Genomic DNA, 15,799 nt, shown 5'->3' on the forward strand with positions numbered 1-15,799 from the left:
ACCTACTGCGGGCTCGGACTGGAGGGACCGGAGACGCTCCCCTCCTTCAGCGTCGACCCCGTGATCGATTTCAGCCGGGAGACGAGCGAGTCCTTCTCGGTCTCGCCTTCGAGGGCGATGTCGAGGACCTCGCTGATGTGCGAGACCGGGATGATCTCGATCATGTCCTCGTACTCGTCTTCGATCATCACGTCCTGCTCGTTCGCCTGCGGGATGATGACCCGAGTGCAGCCGGCCTTCGCGGCCGCCTCGATCTTGTGGGTGACGCCGCCGACGGGGAGCACGTCGCCCCGCACTGACAGCGAGCCCGTCATCGCGAGGCTCTGGTCGACGCCCACGTTCTCCAGCGCGCTTATGACGGCCGTCGCGACCGTGATGGACGCGGAGTCGCCGTCGACGCCCTGCTGACCCGCCTGCACGAACTGGATGTGAATGTCCATCTCCGAGATGTTCTCGTCGGAGAACTTCTTGATGATCGCGGAGACGTTCGACACCGACTCCTGGGCCATCTCCTTCAGCTGCCCCGTGGCGATGACCTCGCCCGGCCCCTGCGAGGGCGCGACCTCGGCCATCACCGGGAGCATGATCCCGGAGTCCTCACCCATCACGGCGAGGCCGTTGACGCGGCCGACGACGTAGCCGTCGGAGACCTGCAGCTCGTAGTCCTTCCGACGCTCGATGAAGTCGTCCGCGAGCTGCTGTTCGATGGAGCGCGAGCGCCCCTTCGCCTGCAGCACGTGGTCGCGGGTGGTCAGCTCGGCGTCCTCGCCGCGGGCGATGTCGCCGGCGACGCGGACGAGCCCGCCGAGGTTCCGGAACAGGAGGGTGAGGTGGCCCTTCCGACCGGAGCGGCGCTTGGCCTCGAGGATGACTTCCTCGATCGCCTCGGCCGAGAACTCCGGCAGGCGACCGTCCTTCGCGACCTCCTGGGCGATGAACCGGACGTACTTCCGGCGCATTTCCGGGGTGTCCTCGATGGTGTCCTCCATGTACACCTCGTAGCCGTACCCCTTGATACGGCTCCGGAGCGCCGGGTGCATGTTCTCCATCGCGTCGAGGTTCCCGGCCGCGATCATGACGAAGTCGGTCGGGACGGGCTCGGTCTGGACCATCGCGCCCGAGGAGCGCTCGGACTGGCCCGTGATCGAGAACTCGCCCTCCTGGATCGCCGTCATGAGGTGCTGCTGGCTGCGGATGTCGAGCGTGTTGATCTCGTCGATGAACAGCACGCCCTTGTTCGCCTTGTGGATGGCCCCGGCCTCGACGCGGTCGTGGCTGGGCGTCTCCATCCCACCGGACTGGAACGGGTCGTGCCGGACGTCGCCGAGCAGCGCACCGGCGTGCGCGCCGGTCGCGTCGCGGAACGGCGCGGTCTTCGTGTCGCCGTTGTTCACCAGCAGGTTCGGGATCATCGCGTCGGAGCCGCGGTTCAGGTAGCGGAAGACGAGGTAGACGACCCCGGCGGCGATGATGCCGACGAGGATCTGGCCGACGATGATGAGCGCGTAGCCCAGCACGACGGCGATGATGATCCACATCAACAGCGACCGCATCTGGTTGCGCTTGCGCGCCTCCTCGCGGTGCGCGTCGACGATCTGGTCGCCCTTGCCGGCGGGCACGGTGCGGACCTTGGGCTTGTTGCCGTCGTCCGGGTTGTGGTAGACCAGCACGTCCTGTAGCTCCTCCTTCGGGAGCAGCTCGGACATCGCCTTCGCGAGCATCGACTTCCCGGTCCCGGGCGAGCCGATCATCATCACGTGGCGGCGCTGCTTGGCCGCCTTGATGATCACGTCGCGGGCGTGCTCCTGCCCGATGACCTGATCGACGAGCCGGTCGGGGATCTCGAGCTCGGCCGTGGTGTCGATCTTGAGGCCGCCCAGCAGGTCGTCCTCGTCGGGGTCCTCCTCGATCTCGGCGCCCTCGACCTCGACGGAGCTGCCGAGCTCGTCGATACCGCCGTCCTCGTTTGCTTCGGTGACACCCTCGGTGGTGGCGCCGTTCGCTTCCTCGGAGCCCGTTTCGGCGCCGTCCGGCCCGGGTCCGTCGACGACGATCCCGTCATCCCAGACCTCGTCGGGCTCGGACGGATCGTCGGCGACCGTCTCCTCCTCGGAGGCCGGGTCGTCGGCGCCGCCGGAACCGTCAGGCTCGTCGACGCCCTCGTCCGCCGGCGCGCGGGCGCCGTCGTCGCGGGCGTCCTCGCTGTTCCCCGTCGGATCCGAGGTCCCGGCGCCGGATTCTTCCGGCTCTTCGGGGTCCTCGGTCGGGGGGTCGTTTGCGTCCTTTTCGTTGCTCATAGAATCGGGGTTCGCTACGAAAAACGACGGGTCGGCTACTGATATACTTTCTCCCCGCGGACGATCCGTGTAGGATTCCAAAAACGAGCTCGATACGGCTCACACCCCACGATATCGGCTTTCGAAGGTTCCCACGAGGTTTATAAGCGAGGCTCCCGCTACGTGGATCCATGCGCGGGTTCTACATCGGGCGGTATCAGCCGTTTCACGACGGCCACCGACACATGGTCGAGGAGATCGCGGCCGAGGTCGACGAGCTCGTGTTGGGAATCGGTTCGGCCGGCGACTCCCACACCACCCGGAACCCGTTCACGGCCGGCGAGCGCGTGATGATGGTGACGAAGGCCGTCGAGAAGCTCGACGTCACCACCTACGTCGTCCCGATCGAGGACCTCGACCGCAACTCCGTGTGGGTGAGCCACGTCCAGAGCATGGCCCCGCGGTTCGACGTGGCGTACTCGAACAACCCGCTCGTCGTCCGGCTGTTCGAGGAGGCCGGCGTGGAGGTGCGTCAGTCACCGATGTTCCGCCGCGACGTGTTGGAGGGGACCGAACTCCGCGAGCGGATAATCCACGGCCGCAACTGGACCGATCTCGTCCCCGACGCCGTCGTCGACGTGATCCGCGAGGTCGACGGCGTCGAGCGCATCCGTCGGATCGCCGAGACCGATTCGATAGGCGACGAACCGTCCGACGAGTAGCCGGCCGGATCGCCCTCGCCGCCTCCTCGCTGCCAGCTCTCACCCGCTCCACCCGCCTTTTAAGAGCTAGCCGTCCCGCCGATCGGCTGTGATAACGCTCGCCTCCGACTTCGGCTCGCCGTACCCGGCCGCGATGAAAGGAGTGATCCGACGCCACACCGACGCCGAACTGATCGATATCGCCCACGACCTGCCGCGCGGAGACCCGCGGGCGGCCGCCTTCTGGCTCCGGTTCGTGCTCCCGGAGTTCCCGCCGGCCGTCCACTGCGCGGTGATCGATCCGGGCGTCGGCACCGACCGGGACGCGCTCGTCGTGCGCGCCGGCTCGCACGTGATCGTCGCCCCCGACAACGGGCTCGCGATGCCCCCGGCTCGGGCGCTCGCGAGGGAAGGAGAGGAGGGGAAAGGAGAGGGCGAAGGAGAAGAGGAAGACGTCGAAGCCTTCGTCGTCGACGTCGACGAGCCCGCGAGCGAGACGTTCCACGGCCGCGACGTGTTCGCGCCGATCGCAGCCCGGATCCGGACCGCGCTCGACGGCGGTCCGGCGGCGGCGACCCCGGAGGAGGTCTCCGACGCGCTCGTGGCCATGGACGACCTGTCGCCCGCGACGGATCCGGTCGACCTCGTCCTCCCGGAGCCGAGCGTCGAGCGCGACGACGCGGGCGACCCGGTCGCCGTCGACGGCGAGGTGCTCGCGATCGACCGGTTCGGCAATGTCGTCACCAACGTCCCGGGCGAGCTGATCCGCGGCCGCGACTGGGTCCGGATCGACGGGGAACTCACTCCGGTCGCCGAGACGTTCGGCGCCGTCGACCCGGGCGATCGGCTCGTCACCGTCGGGAGCCACGGCTACGTCGAGTGCGACGTGAACGACGGACGCGGCGACAGCGAGTTCGACCTCCGACCCGGGGAGTCGGTGCGGATCGTCCCCGATAACGTGAGTCTGTAGCAGGCGGATTCGTCGAAATCACACCACTCAGACGGAGTGAAAACAGATCCGGTCGTCCGTTGACGACGCCGATCGATCGATAGCGGGAGCGGGCGTTGCAGATCGGCTGAGAGGGCATGTGATCGGGGGCCCCGCGGTGAGGGCCTCCGAAGCACCGGCCGCGAGGCGTGCGCACGCGCGCCCCGCTCGCGGGATCGCAGGCACACACCTCCCCAGCCTCGTCGCCGGCGGTGGAGCCGCCGGCAACGGTCTCACCCTTTATCAGCGATAGCGACATAACTCGCCTCGTGATAGCCGTGGCCGGTGGAAAGGGCGGCAGCGGGAAGACGACAACCACGCTGGGGCTTGCACGAGCGCTGTCGCGACGGGGCGCCCCCGTGGTCGCCGCCGACGCCGACTGGGACCTCCCGAACCTCGCGCGCCTGTCGAGCGCGACCAACGACGAGCGCGAGCCCGCCGCGGACGCACCGACCGCGATCGACGCGGTCCAGACCGAGGGGGAGATACGCCCGGATCGGCGGGCACCAACGGTTCTTGCGGCGCCTCACGAACCCGAAGACGCCGACGCCGAGCGGGTCCTCGGTGCGTTGGCGGAGGCGGTCCCGGACGACACGCCGATCCTCTTGGACTGTCCGGCGGGCGCGTCGCCCGACGCCGCGGCCCCGCTTCGAGTCGCCGAGCAGTGCCTCCTCGTGACGCCGCTCCGCCGAGCGGCGCTTCGCGACACCGCGAAGACCGCGGCGCTCGCGCGCCAGTTAAACTGTCATCCGGTCGGTACCGTCGCTGTCCGTGCCGAATCGGTTCCGGAAGGAGTGGGTGACCTACTCGGCTGTCCGGTGCTCGGACGAGTTCCACCGGCCGAGCCCGAACCGTTGTCCGACTCGTCGGTACGGTCTGCGTACGACGCCTTGGCGCGTCGGCTCGTCGCCGCCCACGGGAGGGATCGCTGGCGGGTCGCGTGAACGTCGAGTCCGACTCGCGTCGGGCGCTCGTCCCCCACCGACAGAGCCAAACCTCCGGAGCCGGCAGCGGGTGTATGGAGACGCTCCCGACCGGGATCTCCGTGCTCGACAGGGAGTTCGACGGCGGGCTCCCGAGCGGCAGTGTCGTCGTGTTGAAGGCGGACCCCGCGAGCCAGTCGGAGCTGATCGTCGACCGGTTTTCGCGCCCGCGAACGTGCCGCTACCTCACGACGGTGCGCTCGGCCGACGCCGTCGAGGAGACCCTCACGCACGACGGAGGGGGAGAGAGCGGTGAAAGCGACGCCGATAGGGGAGACGGAGGAGCCGGAGAAACCGCCGTCGAAGAAACGGACCGCGAGGACCCTATCGACGACGTGCTGGCGGCGGCCGCGGAGCTCCCGGAACGCGCCACGCTCGTCATCGACTCCGCCGAACCGCTGGAGGCGGCAGACCGGTCGCGGTACGGCTCGTTCCTCACCGATCTCCGTCGACACGTCGACGACGCTGGCGGAATCGCGGTGATACACGCGTTTAAAGGCGACAACGGACCAAATCGGGTCGTTACCGAGCAGGTCGCGGACGTGGTCTTCGACCTCCGGACGACCGTGACCGGTACGGAAATTGTGAATCGGCTGATCGTGCCCAAGTTCCGCGGCGGCGCGGCGCTCGAAGAACCCCTCAAACTGAAACTCACTGATACCGTGTCGGTGGACACGAGCCGCGATATCGCCTGATCCGACGCGCGGGCTGGGACGTTATGACACCACTGACGCCGCGACGACGATAACCCCGACGAGCACCGCGCCCGCCGCCCAGTTTCGCGGGCGGTCGAGCGAGCCGTACGGCCCGCCCTTTCGCGAGAAGAGGTACCCCGCGTAGATAGCGAGCGGCGCCAGCGTCGGCAGAGTCGGCACGTCGACGACGCCAGCGACGCCGGACAACAGCGCGACCGTGATCGTCGTCGCGCCGGCGCTCGCGGCGACGACGAGGTCGTCGCGCGCACGTTCAATTTCCATGTCTCTGGGTGGGTCGACCGCGGTTCAAAAGGGATCGGTTCGCGTTCCCGCGGGTGATCCGAATTTTTCCGGGCGGGTCGGCCGCCCCGCCCGAAGTCCGGTTTACTCCTCGTCGATCTCGTCGACGATCTCGTCGGCGTCGACGTCGACGTCTTCGAGCGCCTCCTCGATGTCTTCGGCGCCGGCGCCGCCGCCCATGCCGCCCATCATACCGCCGAGACCGCCCATACCGCCGCCCTCAATGACTTCCTCGACGACGACGCGGTCGAGGTCGAGCCGGCTCATGAGGTCCTGCGCGATCTGCTGTTTCTGGAACATCCACTGCTGGTTCATCTGCATCGCCTGCGTCGCCGTGACGTAGAGGACGTCCTTCTCGACTTCCTCGGTTTCGACGGTCTCCTCGCCGTCGTCGTCCTCGGTGACGCTCTCCTCCTCTTCGGTGACCGTCTCGATCCGGACCTCGGGCGCCTCCTGGAGGTACATCCCGAGCATGCCGGCGGCCTGCTGTTCGCGGTCGTCGATCTGTTCGAGGATCTCGTACTCGTACTCGAGGTCCTCGCCGGCCAGCGGGTGGTTGAAGTCGACGCGGGCGCGGCCGCCGATGATCGTCTCGAGGTAGCCCTGCTGGTTGTCGATCTGGACCTGTGCGCCGGGGTAGCGGCTGTCCTCGGGGATCTTGTCGGCCTTGACGGTCTCGACCTCGTCGGGGTCGTACTCGCCGAAGGCGTCCTCGGCGGGCACGTCGACGACGCCCTCGTCGCCGACGTCGGCGCCGACGAAGGCCTCCTCGACGGACGGGAACACGTGGCCGGCGCCCAGCGCGATGATGCGCGGCTCGAACTCGTGTTCCTCGGTGTCGATCTCGGCGTCCTCGGCGGTCTCCTCGTCGGTGGTGTCGATGACGCGGTCGTCATCGGCGGTTCGAATCGTGTACGCGACCCGCACGAAGTCGCCGTCGGCGAGTCCCTCGGTCTCGGCCTCGTCTGCGTCCTCGGCCGCGTCCGCTTGCTCCTGATCGCTCATACCCTGAAGGTCTCCTGTTACACCCTTAAGGAGCACGGTTCGACACGGCGACGCCCGCGTCGCGGCGGATCCACGTCCCGCGGCGCTTAAGAACGCGCCCGGCGGAATCCGGGTATGTTCGAGGTCGAGATCAAGGTCCCGGCCGACATCGACGCCGTCCGGGAGCGGCTGCGCGAGGCTGGCGCCGAGCGCGTCGACGCCCGACGCCAGCGCGACGCGTACTACGACGCCCCGCACCGCGACTTCGCCGAGACGGACGAGGCGCTCCGGGTCCGGCACGAGTCTCCGCTCCCGGACGGGATCGGCGGCGAAACCGAGTCGTCGGCGGACCCGGACGCGGAGACGACGAAGCTCACCTACAAGGGCCCGCTCCTCGACGAGGGGTCGAAGACGCGCACGGAACACGAGACCGCCGTCGTCGACGGCGAGGCGATGGCCGGCGTGCTCTCGGGACTCGGGTTCGAGCCGGCCGCGATTGTCGAGAAGCGCCGGGAGTTCTGGTCGTTCGAGGGGTTCACCGTCACCCTCGACGCGGTCGACGGCGTCGGCGAGTTCGTCGAGATCGAGCGCGAGATCGACGACGAGGACGCGATCGAAGCCACCCGCGACGAGGCGCTGGAAGCCCTCGACCGGCTCGGGCTCGACGGGGACTCGCAGATACGAACGTCGTACCTCGGGCTGCTGCTGGCGGACGGCGACGGGGCCGACTGAGTCGCTCCGCGGTCGTCGACTCACCGCCGGCCGTTCCTCCCTACTCTCCGTCCGGTCGCTTCTCCGAGAGCACGGTCCGGTCGAACTCGCAGACGAGCACGTCGTCACCCTCCTCGACGGTCTTGAACGCCTCCACGTGCATCGTGACCACACCTCGCTCGCCATCGCTCGTCTCCCGCTTGTCCGTGACGGTCGACCGCGCGCGGATCGTGTCGCCGTAGAACACCGGGTTCGGATGCTCGACGCCGTCGTACGAGAGGTTCGCGACGATGGTGCCGTCGGTCGTCTCCGGGATCGACACGCCGACCGCGAGCGACATGGTGTAGAGCCCGTTGACCAGCCGCTCGCCGAACTGCGTCCCCTCGGCGAAGTCGGCGTCGAGGTGGAGCGGCTGCTGGTTCATCGTCATGTCGCAGAAGCGCTGGTTGTCGGCCTCGCTTATCGTCCGTCGCTTCGCGTGCTCGATCGTCTCGCCGACCGCGAACTCCTCGTAGTAGCGTCCGGGCATGGCGCCATCGTCGACGGGCGGCGTCAAATCGGTACCGCTCCCACGGCCAGCCGACCTATCGGATAAACGACCGACGCCGTCGGGACGATTTATATCGGTGCGGGCAGACCGCCCGGCATGGCACGACGAAGCCTCCTGTTCTCCCCCGGCGACCGGCCGGAGCTCATGCGGAAGGCGGCGGCGACGGACGCGGACGTGCTCTGTTTCGACCTCGAAGACGCGGTCGCACCCGACCGGAAAGTCGAGGCCCGTGAATCCGTCCGCGCGGTGCTCGCCGAGCCCGACTTCGACCCCGACGCGGAGGTGTGCGTCCGGTTCACGGCCACCGAGCCGGCGGCCGACCTCGACGCGCTGGTGGGGGAGCGCTCCGAGACCGATAGCCACGCCGACCTCCGACTCGACGCGGTCATGCTCCCGAAAGTCGAGGGTGCGGACCGGGTTGACCGCGTCGCGTCGCTCTGCGCGGACCGCGGGCTCGACCCGGCCGTGTTCGCCCTCGTCGAGACGGCGGCGGGAATCCTCTCGGCCGAGTCGATCGCGGCCGCCCCGGCGACCGACGCGCTTGTCTTCGGCGCCGAGGACCTCGCGGCCGACCTGGGCGCGACGCGAACCGACGAGGGGACCGAAGTGCTGTACGCCCGCGAGCACGTCGTCCTCGCGGCCGGCGCCGCCGACATCGACGCGATCGACACGGTGTACACGGACTTCTCCGACGCGGACGGGCTCCGCGAGGAGACCGAGTTCGCGCTCACCCTCGGCTACGACGGGAAGCTGGCGATCCACCCCTCTCAGGTCGACCCGATCAACGCGGCGTTCACGCCGGATCCGGAGGAGATCGAGTGGGCCGAGCGAGTGCTCGACGCCCGCGACGACGCGGACCGGGAGGGGCGGGCTGTCTTCCAGGTCGACGGCGAGATGATCGACGCGCCCCTGATCGCGCAGGCGGAGAGGATCGCCGAGCGCGCCGCCGCGAGCGATCGGTAGGGCATCGGTCGAGACAAGAAGCGAAGCGTTCGCCACAGTTAACCTCGATCCCTCGGGAGAGAAACGCATGGCCGGCCAAGCCAATCCCTTCGAGAGCCTTCAAGAGCAGGTCGACGACGCCGCGGCGTTCCTCGACGCACCGCCGGGCGTACTCACTCGCCTGAAGAATCCGGAGCGCGTGCTGGAGACGAACCTCACGTTCGAGCGCGACGACGGCACACTGGAGACGGTCCGGGCGTACCGGTCGCAGTTCAACGGCGACCGCGGCCCGTACAAGGGCGGCATTCGGTATCACCCGGGCGTCACCCGCGACGAGGTGAAGGCGCTGTCGGGGTGGATGGCGTACAAGTGCGCCGTCGTCGACATCCCGTATGGGGGCGGCAAGGGAGGTATCGCGATCGATCCGGCCGACTACTCCGAGGCCGAACTGGAGCGACTCACCCGCGCGTTCGCGACCGAGCTTCGCCCGCTGATCGGCGAGGACCGCGACATCCCCGCGCCCGACGTCAACACCGGCCAGCGGGAGATGAACTGGATCAAAGACACTTACGAGACCTTAGAGAACACGACCGCTCCCGGCGTCATCACCGGCAAGGCGCTCGACTCGGGCGGCAGCGAGGGGCGCGTCGAGGCGACCGGTCGCTCGGTCGCGCTCGCCGCGCGAGAGGCGTTCGACTGGCTCGACCGCGACGTCTCGGGCGCGACGGTCGCCGTGCAGGGGTACGGGAACGCGGGCTCGATCGGCGCCGCGTTGCTCGACAATCTCGGTGCCGACGTGGTGGCGGTCTCCGACTCCTCCGGGGGCATCCACGCGGCCGACGGGCTCGACCCGCGCGCCGTGAAAGACCACAAGGCCGAGACCGGCTCCGTCAGCGGCTACGGCGACGCGGCGTCGATCACGAACGAGGAGCTGTTGACGCTCGACGTCGACCTCCTCGTGCCCGCTGCGCTGGAGAACGCGATCGACGAGGACCTCGCCGGCGACGTGCGCGCCGACGTGATCGTCGAGGCCGCGAACGGACCGCTCACCCCGGACGCCGACGACGTGCTCGTCGAGAAGGACGTGTACGTCGTCCCCGATATCCTCGCGAACGCCGGCGGCGTCACCGTCTCGTACTTCGAGTGGGTCCAGAACCGACAGCGGTTCCACTGGACGGAAGAGCGGGTGAACGAGGAGCTAGAGCGCGTTATCACCGGGGCGTTCGAGGGCATCGTCGACGCCTTCGACGTCCACGAGACGCCGAACCTCCGGACCGCGGCGTACGTCGTCGCCATCGATCGGATCGTCGACGCCTACGATCAGGCGGGCAACTGGCCGTAGTTCGGTCCGTCCGAAGCGACGACTCCTACTCCAGCCGCGCGTCCCGGATCTCGATGTGGCCGCGATCGCCCTCCCATACCGCGTCGTACTCGATGTCGATCCGCCGGTCCATGTGCGGTCCATCGACGACGTACGTCTCGAACTCTCCGCCCTCGCCGAGCGGGTGGACCCCGTACTCCTCGCGGAGGTCGACGAGCTCGGCGAGCGCGTCCGCGTCGTAGCGCCGCCCGAGCCACGACTCGTCGAGCCCGTAGGCGGCCACCTGCACGATACGGATCTCGAAGCCGGCGTCGAACATCGCCTCTGCGAGTTCCACCGGGTCCTCCCGCCACAGCGGCGCGAACAGATCGATCCCGAGCCGGTCGCACATCCCCTGAATGCGGCTCGTCTGGAACTCGCTCTCGACCGCGCCGGCGGTGACGCCCGCGAGGTCGACCCCCTCATCGGCAGCGATATCTCGAAGCGCGGCCTCCATCGGCTCCAGCTCGGCGTCGCCTTGCGCGCCCGCGTCGTCGACGTCGTCTGCGCCGAAGTCGTCGGGAGACACTTCGACGAGGTCGATCCCGACGCTCTCGGCCGCGAGCGCGGCGAGTTCGGTCGCCGGCGTGTGATACATGTACGAGTCGCCCGCGGGGTGGACCGTCAGGAGCCGCGAGACGTCGAGGCCCTCCTCCAGCGCACGGTACAGCGCCCACGAGGAGTCCTTCCCGCCGGAAAAGAGGCTCACCCAGTCGTCGGTCATTGGCGGTGGAAGGCCCGGCGCGCCTAAAGCGTCGGCGGTCCGCGACGCGGTCGCTAGGCGGGTGAACTGCGGTGCGAGAGCGAAAGCGTCGGTGTCGGGTCGCCCGCTCAGCCGAGGCAGGGTCAGTCGCTGATGAACTCGTTGTCGCGCCAGTTGACGCCGCCGTCGCCGTCGCCCGCTCCCTGCGGGCTCTCGACGACCTCGATGCTCGCGGGGCGCGGCTCGCCCTCGACGATACGGGTCGCCTCCAGCTCGCCGTCCTCCTCGGTGATCGCGGTCAGCGTCCCCTTCTCCGAGAGGGTCGCGATCTTGCGTAACACGAGGAACATCGGGTACTGAAGCGCGGAGTTCTGCAGCACGGTCTCGCGGTCGCCCTTGAAGCAGGCGAACTCGACGAGTTCGGAGGGGATCTCCTCCTCCTCGTCGTCCATCCACTGCGGGCCGCCGGCGCGCGGGGGCTCTTCCTCCCACACGCGCGTCTCCGTGACCGACGCCTTCAGCTGGGCGGTCGGCGTGTACTTGCTAATTGACTCGTCGTCGGACAGGGCCTTGATGATGAGGGTGTTGTTTCGACGCGTGATGTCGATGTCGTCGATCTCCGGCGGGAGGTCGGGATCTTCTTCGAAGTACGTCTCCACGTCTTCGAGTGGCAGTTCGAGCGTCGAATGAAGTCTGAACACGCGGCCTGTCATTGTTGGTTGGGTGAGATGGGATCGAACCGATCGACACGGCGGCAGCGGCGACTGCTGCACCTACCCCGTCTAGGGTCCGTGGGTTTATATCGCCTGCCCTTCGACGTTCGAGATCGGGACTCGAACGACGCCGCGAAAATCGGAGGCCGTGAGCCTCCGCCGGCGTCGACTGAGGCGGGTTCCGACTGGACTACTCGGCGCCGAGCTCGGCGGCCAGCTCGCCGCGCTCGTCGAGCTCCGCGAGCACGTCGCTCCCGCCGACGAACTCCCCGTCGACGAACGTCTGGGGAATCGTCTCCCAGCCGCTCTCGGACTCCAGCGCCTCGCGGTAGTGCGGCAGCGCCGGCAGCACGTCGACCGTCTCGAACTCCTCGACGTGCTGGCCGATCAGCTCGACGGCGCGCTTCGAGTAGCCGCACTGCGGCATCAGGCGGTTACCCTTCATGAAAAGCACCACGTCGTTGTCGGCGATCGTCTCCTCGACTCGGGCCGCGATCTCGTCGGGCTCGGCGTCGGTCTCGGGTTGGAACGTCATGGAGAGCGATACGCGCCCGCGACGCAAATGGGTTCCGCACGGGAACGGCGTCCGCCTTTCACGCGACCGGCGGAAGGGCGGCGATCTACTCCTCGCGGTCGACGCGGACCACGTCGACGAGCGAGTACACCGGGACGCCGTCGATCTCGTCGTACCCGCGCTTGTCGACGAGCACGACGCACGCGACGGGCTCGCCGCCCTGCTCGCGGATCGCGTCGATCGACTCGCGCATCGTCGTCCCCGAGGTGATGATGTCGTCGACGACGTAGCAGTCGCGGTCGCGGATGGCGGCGAAGTTCCGCGAGAAGCCGCCGCCCTGCTCGTCGATGTCGCCCTCGTCCCACTGGTGTTTCGCGGGCGCGTAGGTCCCCAAGTCCGTGTCGAGTTGGTTCGCGACCGCGGTCGCGAGCGGCGCGCCGGCCTTCTCGATCCCGACGGTCAGGTCGACGTCCTCGCCCTGCTTGGCCAGCAGGTCCGCCATCGCGCTCGCCGCGTACCGGAGTCGCGTCGAGTCGCGCCCGAGAGCCGACCAGTCGACGTGGATGTCGGCCGTCGTGGTCGCCGCCGCCGTCTCGGTGTCCGCGTCGTTCCCCCCGGCGCGCTCGACGAGCCAGCTCGCGGTCTCTCGCGAGACGTTCAGTTCGTCGGCGATTTCGCCCTTCGAGAGACCGTGCTCCGCGAGCTCGGCCGCGCTGTCTATCAGGTCGTCAACGTTCTTCATATGCGTCGAATTCGACCGCCGTTTTAATAGTCGTGTCGTCATCCGCGAACGCGGCCTCGAACTCGCCGAGCCCGTACACGCCCGTGACGAGATCGTTGAGGAACGACCCTGAAAAACGGGACAGCGAGTCGACGGCGGCCTCGAAGTGCTCGTAGCCGGAGTTGACGCTGCCGACGAGCGCCTTGTTGTGGAGGACGAATTCGCGGTGGAGCTTTCCGCCGTCGATCTCGAACTCCCAGTCGCCCGGGACGCCGAGCAGCGCGCCGACCCCGTTGGGTGCGAGCGCCTCGATCGTCTCGAAGGCGTGGGGCGCGTAGCCGGTCGCCTCGAAGACGAAGTCCATCGGCTCGTGGGCCTCCGGCACCGACGGCACCGGCGTCTCGTTGGAGTTGACGTACGTCGCGCCGAGCGACTCGATGATCTCGATCGTCGGGTCCGGGCGCTCGCGCCGGCCGAGACAGTAGATCCGGTCGAACTCCTCGTTGAGCGTCGCCACCGTTAACAGCCCGAGCGAGCCGTTGCCGAGCACCAGCGCCGACTCCGGCTCCCAGTGGAACGCCGACCGGCTGGCGTAGGCGTGTTCGATCGCCTTCTCAGCGATCGAGACGGGCTCGACGAGGAACCCCCACTCGGCCAGCGCCGGCGGAATCTCGACGAGGAACTCCGCGGGGCTTGTGAAGTACTCCGCCATGAACCCGTGAGCGCCGACGATACCGCGCTCGTGGTACCGGCCCTCCGGCGCCATGTCTGGTTCGCCGCGCGCGAAGTACTCGTTCGCCCCGTTCGGGGGCCTCCGGACCGTCGGGACGACCACGTCGCCGACCTCGAACGGCGTGTCGTTCGGGTCCTCGATCACGCCGACCGCCTCGTGGCCCAACACGAGGTGGTCCTCGCCCTCGGGAGAGCCGCCGTGACTGCCGGAGATGACCTCGTGGTCGGTCCCGTCGACGCCGACCCGGAGCGTTCGGACGAGGGCCTCTCCGGGCGCCGGCTCCGGCCGCGGCTTCTCTGTGACGACCGGTTCGTCTTCCCCGTCGTACACGGCGATCGCTTTCATGCAACCGCCTTGGCGGCCAGCCACCAAAAGATTTCTTTTATTGTGAGTAAAGACTATTGGCCCTGCCGACCGCGGGTTTTTCCTCATCGCACTCCGGATTCCCGTCGTGTGCACCCTCACGCTCGCGTGGCGGACCTTCGGTGATGCGCCGATCGCGCTCGCCGCGAACCGCGACGAGGCGCTGGACCGGCCGTCCGAGCCGCCGGCCCTCCGCGGGGACGACGGCGACGGCGACAACGGCTACGTCGCCCCCCGCGACGCCGAGGCCGGCGGGACGTGGATCGGGCTCTCCGCGTCGGGAGTCGTCGCCGCGGTCACGAACCGCTGGCTCGACGCCGACCGCGAGGGCGACCGTTCCAGAGGACTCCTCGTCCGAGACTGCTTGGAAGCCGACTCGGCAGAGACCGCCGTTCGCAGGGTCGAGCGCGACCTCGAAAGCCGGTCGTACGACGGATTCAACCTCGTGCTCGCCGACGAGACCGCCGCCTTCCTCCTCTCGTACGACGGCGGACTGGCGATCACCCGCCTCGACCCCGGCGTGCACGTCGTCGGCAACGTCGGCGGCGTGGTCAACGGCGTCGAGCGCTTCGCGATCCCGGACCGACGGCGGGAGTTCGGCGCGGAGCGCGCCGACAGCGCGCGGGCGGTCGCAGCCGCACTGGTTCCCGATCCCGGTGAGTCGGGTGCGGCGTGGCTCGACCGCGCGAGCGCGACGCTCGCGGACCACGAGTACGGGGCCTGTCTCCACGGCGACGACTTCGGCACGCGGTCGTTCACGCGGATCCGGACCGCCCCCGACTCGGAGACGGTCTCCGGTTCGGAGACGGCCCCCGAGTTCGCGTACGCCGACGGGCCGCCCTGCGAGACTCCCGCGGAGCCGGTGTCGCTGCCGGCGGGGTTCGGATCAGGTCGCTCGGGAGAGTTCGGCGGATCAGATGGATCGGCGTAGCGACGGCGACGGCGCGGAAAGCCAGTTTTAAGCGACTCGCGGGCGCCCTGTGTTGTATGAGCGTGTCCGAACTCGAGGCCGACCTCTCGGAAGACGAACACGCCGGCCTCGAACTCATCCGCGAGACCGGTGGCATCCACCAGAGCGACTTCTGGAAGGAACTCGACGTCTCTTCGCGGAAGGGGAGCCGTATCGCGGAGGCGTTAGAGGAGTCCGGGCTGATCCAGCGCTCGGACACCGTCTACGACGGTCACAACACGTACTACCTCGAACCCGCACCCCGCGACCTAGACTTCTCGCTGCTCATGGCCGGCGACATGCTCTCGCCGTTCATCGGCGAGGAAGAGGTCGACGCGCAGGGAGACGCCTTCTCGCAGTGGATGATGAACCTCGCGTACGAGGAGTACTGAGTCGGACGCCGAACTACCTAATTCAAGGAGAGAGTCCCGCCGTTTACGGCCCGTCTCTTATAAACATCTGACGCTGCCGACGACTAGAGAGGTGTCAAATTTGGTAGTCGCGGTGTTATTTATATATATAATTATTGTTGTATATTATAACTTATATGAATTTTATGCTCCCATGATCTAATAGCGATATATTGTTCACTATATAGACCTAATGCAACTAA

At 68.2% G+C, this 15,799-nt stretch carries 18 protein-coding genes; 9 read left to right on the top strand and 9 right to left on the bottom strand.

What is annotated here, in order from left to right:
* Positions 1–2: 2 nt before the first annotated feature.
* On the bottom strand, positions 3–2,297 hold the full coding sequence (gene lonB, locus ACP96_RS02550) for an ATP-dependent protease LonB (RefSeq protein ID WP_050032017.1): 2,295 nt from the start codon (positions 2,295–2,297) through the stop codon (positions 3–5).
* A 170-nt stretch (positions 2,298–2,467) separates the two neighbouring features.
* Here lonB and ACP96_RS02555 point away from each other — a divergent pair, with 170 nt between their 5' ends.
* From ACP96_RS02555 to ACP96_RS02570, 4 genes are all read left to right on the top strand, one after another.
* Entirely contained in the window at positions 2,468–2,998 is a 531-nt protein-coding gene (locus tag ACP96_RS02555) for a nicotinamide-nucleotide adenylyltransferase (RefSeq protein WP_050032018.1), read from the top strand.
* Positions 2,999–3,086: 88 nt separating this feature from the next.
* Complete coding sequence (locus tag ACP96_RS02560; protein WP_050032019.1) at positions 3,087–3,947, top strand: SAM hydrolase/SAM-dependent halogenase family protein; 861 nt, start codon at positions 3,087–3,089, stop codon at positions 3,945–3,947.
* Positions 3,948–4,234: 287 nt separating this feature from the next.
* On the top strand, positions 4,235–4,909 hold the full coding sequence (locus tag ACP96_RS02565) for a MinD/ParA family ATP-binding protein (RefSeq protein WP_050032020.1): 675 nt from the start codon (positions 4,235–4,237) through the stop codon (positions 4,907–4,909).
* Between the two features lie 74 nt (positions 4,910–4,983).
* A complete protein-coding gene (locus ACP96_RS02570; RefSeq protein ID WP_050023073.1) occupies positions 4,984–5,643 on the top strand; it encodes an RAD55 family ATPase in 660 nt (219 codons plus the stop codon).
* A gap of 21 nt (positions 5,644–5,664) precedes the next feature.
* Here ACP96_RS02570 and ACP96_RS02575 read toward each other — a convergent pair whose 3' ends face one another.
* Together ACP96_RS02575 and ACP96_RS02580 are read right to left on the bottom strand one after the other, a co-directional pair.
* Positions 5,665–5,925 carry a hypothetical protein gene (locus ACP96_RS02575; RefSeq protein ID WP_050023074.1) on the bottom strand — a complete coding sequence of 87 codons (261 nt, stop codon included), beginning with the start codon at positions 5,923–5,925 and terminating at the stop codon, positions 5,665–5,667.
* 102 nt (positions 5,926–6,027) lie between these two features.
* Positions 6,028–6,948, bottom strand: coding sequence for an FKBP-type peptidyl-prolyl cis-trans isomerase (locus ACP96_RS02580; RefSeq protein ID WP_050032021.1), 921 nt, complete (start codon positions 6,946–6,948; stop codon positions 6,028–6,030).
* A gap of 114 nt (positions 6,949–7,062) precedes the next feature.
* Here ACP96_RS02580 and cyaB point away from each other — a divergent pair, with 114 nt between their 5' ends.
* Positions 7,063–7,659, top strand: a complete 597-nt coding sequence (gene cyaB / locus ACP96_RS02585) for a class IV adenylate cyclase (RefSeq protein WP_050023076.1) — start codon at positions 7,063–7,065, stop codon at positions 7,657–7,659.
* Between the two features lie 40 nt (positions 7,660–7,699).
* Here cyaB and ACP96_RS02590 read toward each other — a convergent pair whose 3' ends face one another.
* Positions 7,700–8,167: a MaoC family dehydratase gene (locus tag ACP96_RS02590; protein ID WP_050032023.1), complete on the bottom strand. Its 468-nt coding sequence runs from the start codon at positions 8,165–8,167 to the stop codon at positions 7,700–7,702.
* A 117-nt stretch (positions 8,168–8,284) separates the two neighbouring features.
* On the opposite strand from ACP96_RS02590, the gene ACP96_RS02595 reads away from it, so the two are divergent.
* The gene (locus tag ACP96_RS02595; RefSeq protein ID WP_050032024.1) at positions 8,285–9,151 is read left to right on the top strand and encodes an HpcH/HpaI aldolase/citrate lyase family protein; all 867 of its coding nucleotides are present in this window, start codon (positions 8,285–8,287) and stop codon (positions 9,149–9,151) included.
* A gap of 67 nt (positions 9,152–9,218) precedes the next feature.
* Positions 9,219–10,472: a Glu/Leu/Phe/Val family dehydrogenase gene (locus ACP96_RS02600; protein WP_050032025.1), complete on the top strand. Its 1,254-nt coding sequence runs from the start codon at positions 9,219–9,221 to the stop codon at positions 10,470–10,472.
* Positions 10,473–10,497: 25 nt separating this feature from the next.
* On the opposite strand, the gene ACP96_RS02605 is transcribed toward ACP96_RS02600, so the two are convergent.
* The 5 genes from ACP96_RS02605 to ACP96_RS02625 all read right to left on the bottom strand — a co-directional run bounded on the left by ACP96_RS02605 (position 10,498) and on the right by ACP96_RS02625 (position 14,219).
* Entirely contained in the window at positions 10,498–11,214 is a 717-nt protein-coding gene (locus tag ACP96_RS02605) for a diphthine--ammonia ligase (protein ID WP_050023082.1), read from the bottom strand.
* Positions 11,215–11,336: 122 nt separating this feature from the next.
* Positions 11,337–11,906 carry a DUF7110 family protein gene (locus tag ACP96_RS02610; RefSeq protein ID WP_008849440.1) on the bottom strand — a complete coding sequence of 190 codons (570 nt, stop codon included), beginning with the start codon at positions 11,904–11,906 and terminating at the stop codon, positions 11,337–11,339.
* Positions 11,907–12,096: 190 nt separating this feature from the next.
* Complete coding sequence (locus ACP96_RS02615; protein WP_050023085.1) at positions 12,097–12,441, bottom strand: glutaredoxin family protein; 345 nt, start codon at positions 12,439–12,441, stop codon at positions 12,097–12,099.
* An 85-nt stretch (positions 12,442–12,526) separates the two neighbouring features.
* Positions 12,527–13,162 (bottom strand): transcriptional regulator GfcR, encoded by a 636-nt coding sequence (gene gfcR / locus ACP96_RS02620; RefSeq protein WP_050032027.1) that lies wholly within the window; start codon positions 13,160–13,162, stop codon positions 12,527–12,529.
* Positions 13,149–14,219 carry a glucose 1-dehydrogenase gene (locus ACP96_RS02625; RefSeq protein WP_050032029.1) on the bottom strand — a complete coding sequence of 357 codons (1,071 nt, stop codon included), beginning with the start codon at positions 14,217–14,219 and terminating at the stop codon, positions 13,149–13,151. The genes gfcR and ACP96_RS02625 overlap by 14 nt, the downstream gene beginning before the upstream one ends.
* 106 nt (positions 14,220–14,325) lie before the next feature.
* Between ACP96_RS02625 and ACP96_RS02630 the strand changes: the two genes are divergently transcribed.
* Positions 14,326–15,168, top strand: a complete 843-nt coding sequence (locus ACP96_RS02630) for an NRDE family protein (protein ID WP_050032030.1) — start codon at positions 14,326–14,328, stop codon at positions 15,166–15,168.
* A 56-nt stretch (positions 15,169–15,224) separates the two neighbouring features.
* Positions 15,225–15,578: a helix-turn-helix transcriptional regulator gene (locus ACP96_RS02635; RefSeq protein WP_050023094.1), complete on the top strand. Its 354-nt coding sequence runs from the start codon at positions 15,225–15,227 to the stop codon at positions 15,576–15,578.
* Positions 15,579–15,799 lie beyond the last annotated feature (221 nt).

Origin of the sequence: Halorubrum halophilum, from assembly GCF_000739595.1 — an archaeon.
In the GTDB taxonomy this organism is placed as follows: Archaea; Halobacteriota; Halobacteria; order Halobacteriales; family Haloferacaceae; genus Halorubrum; species Halorubrum halophilum.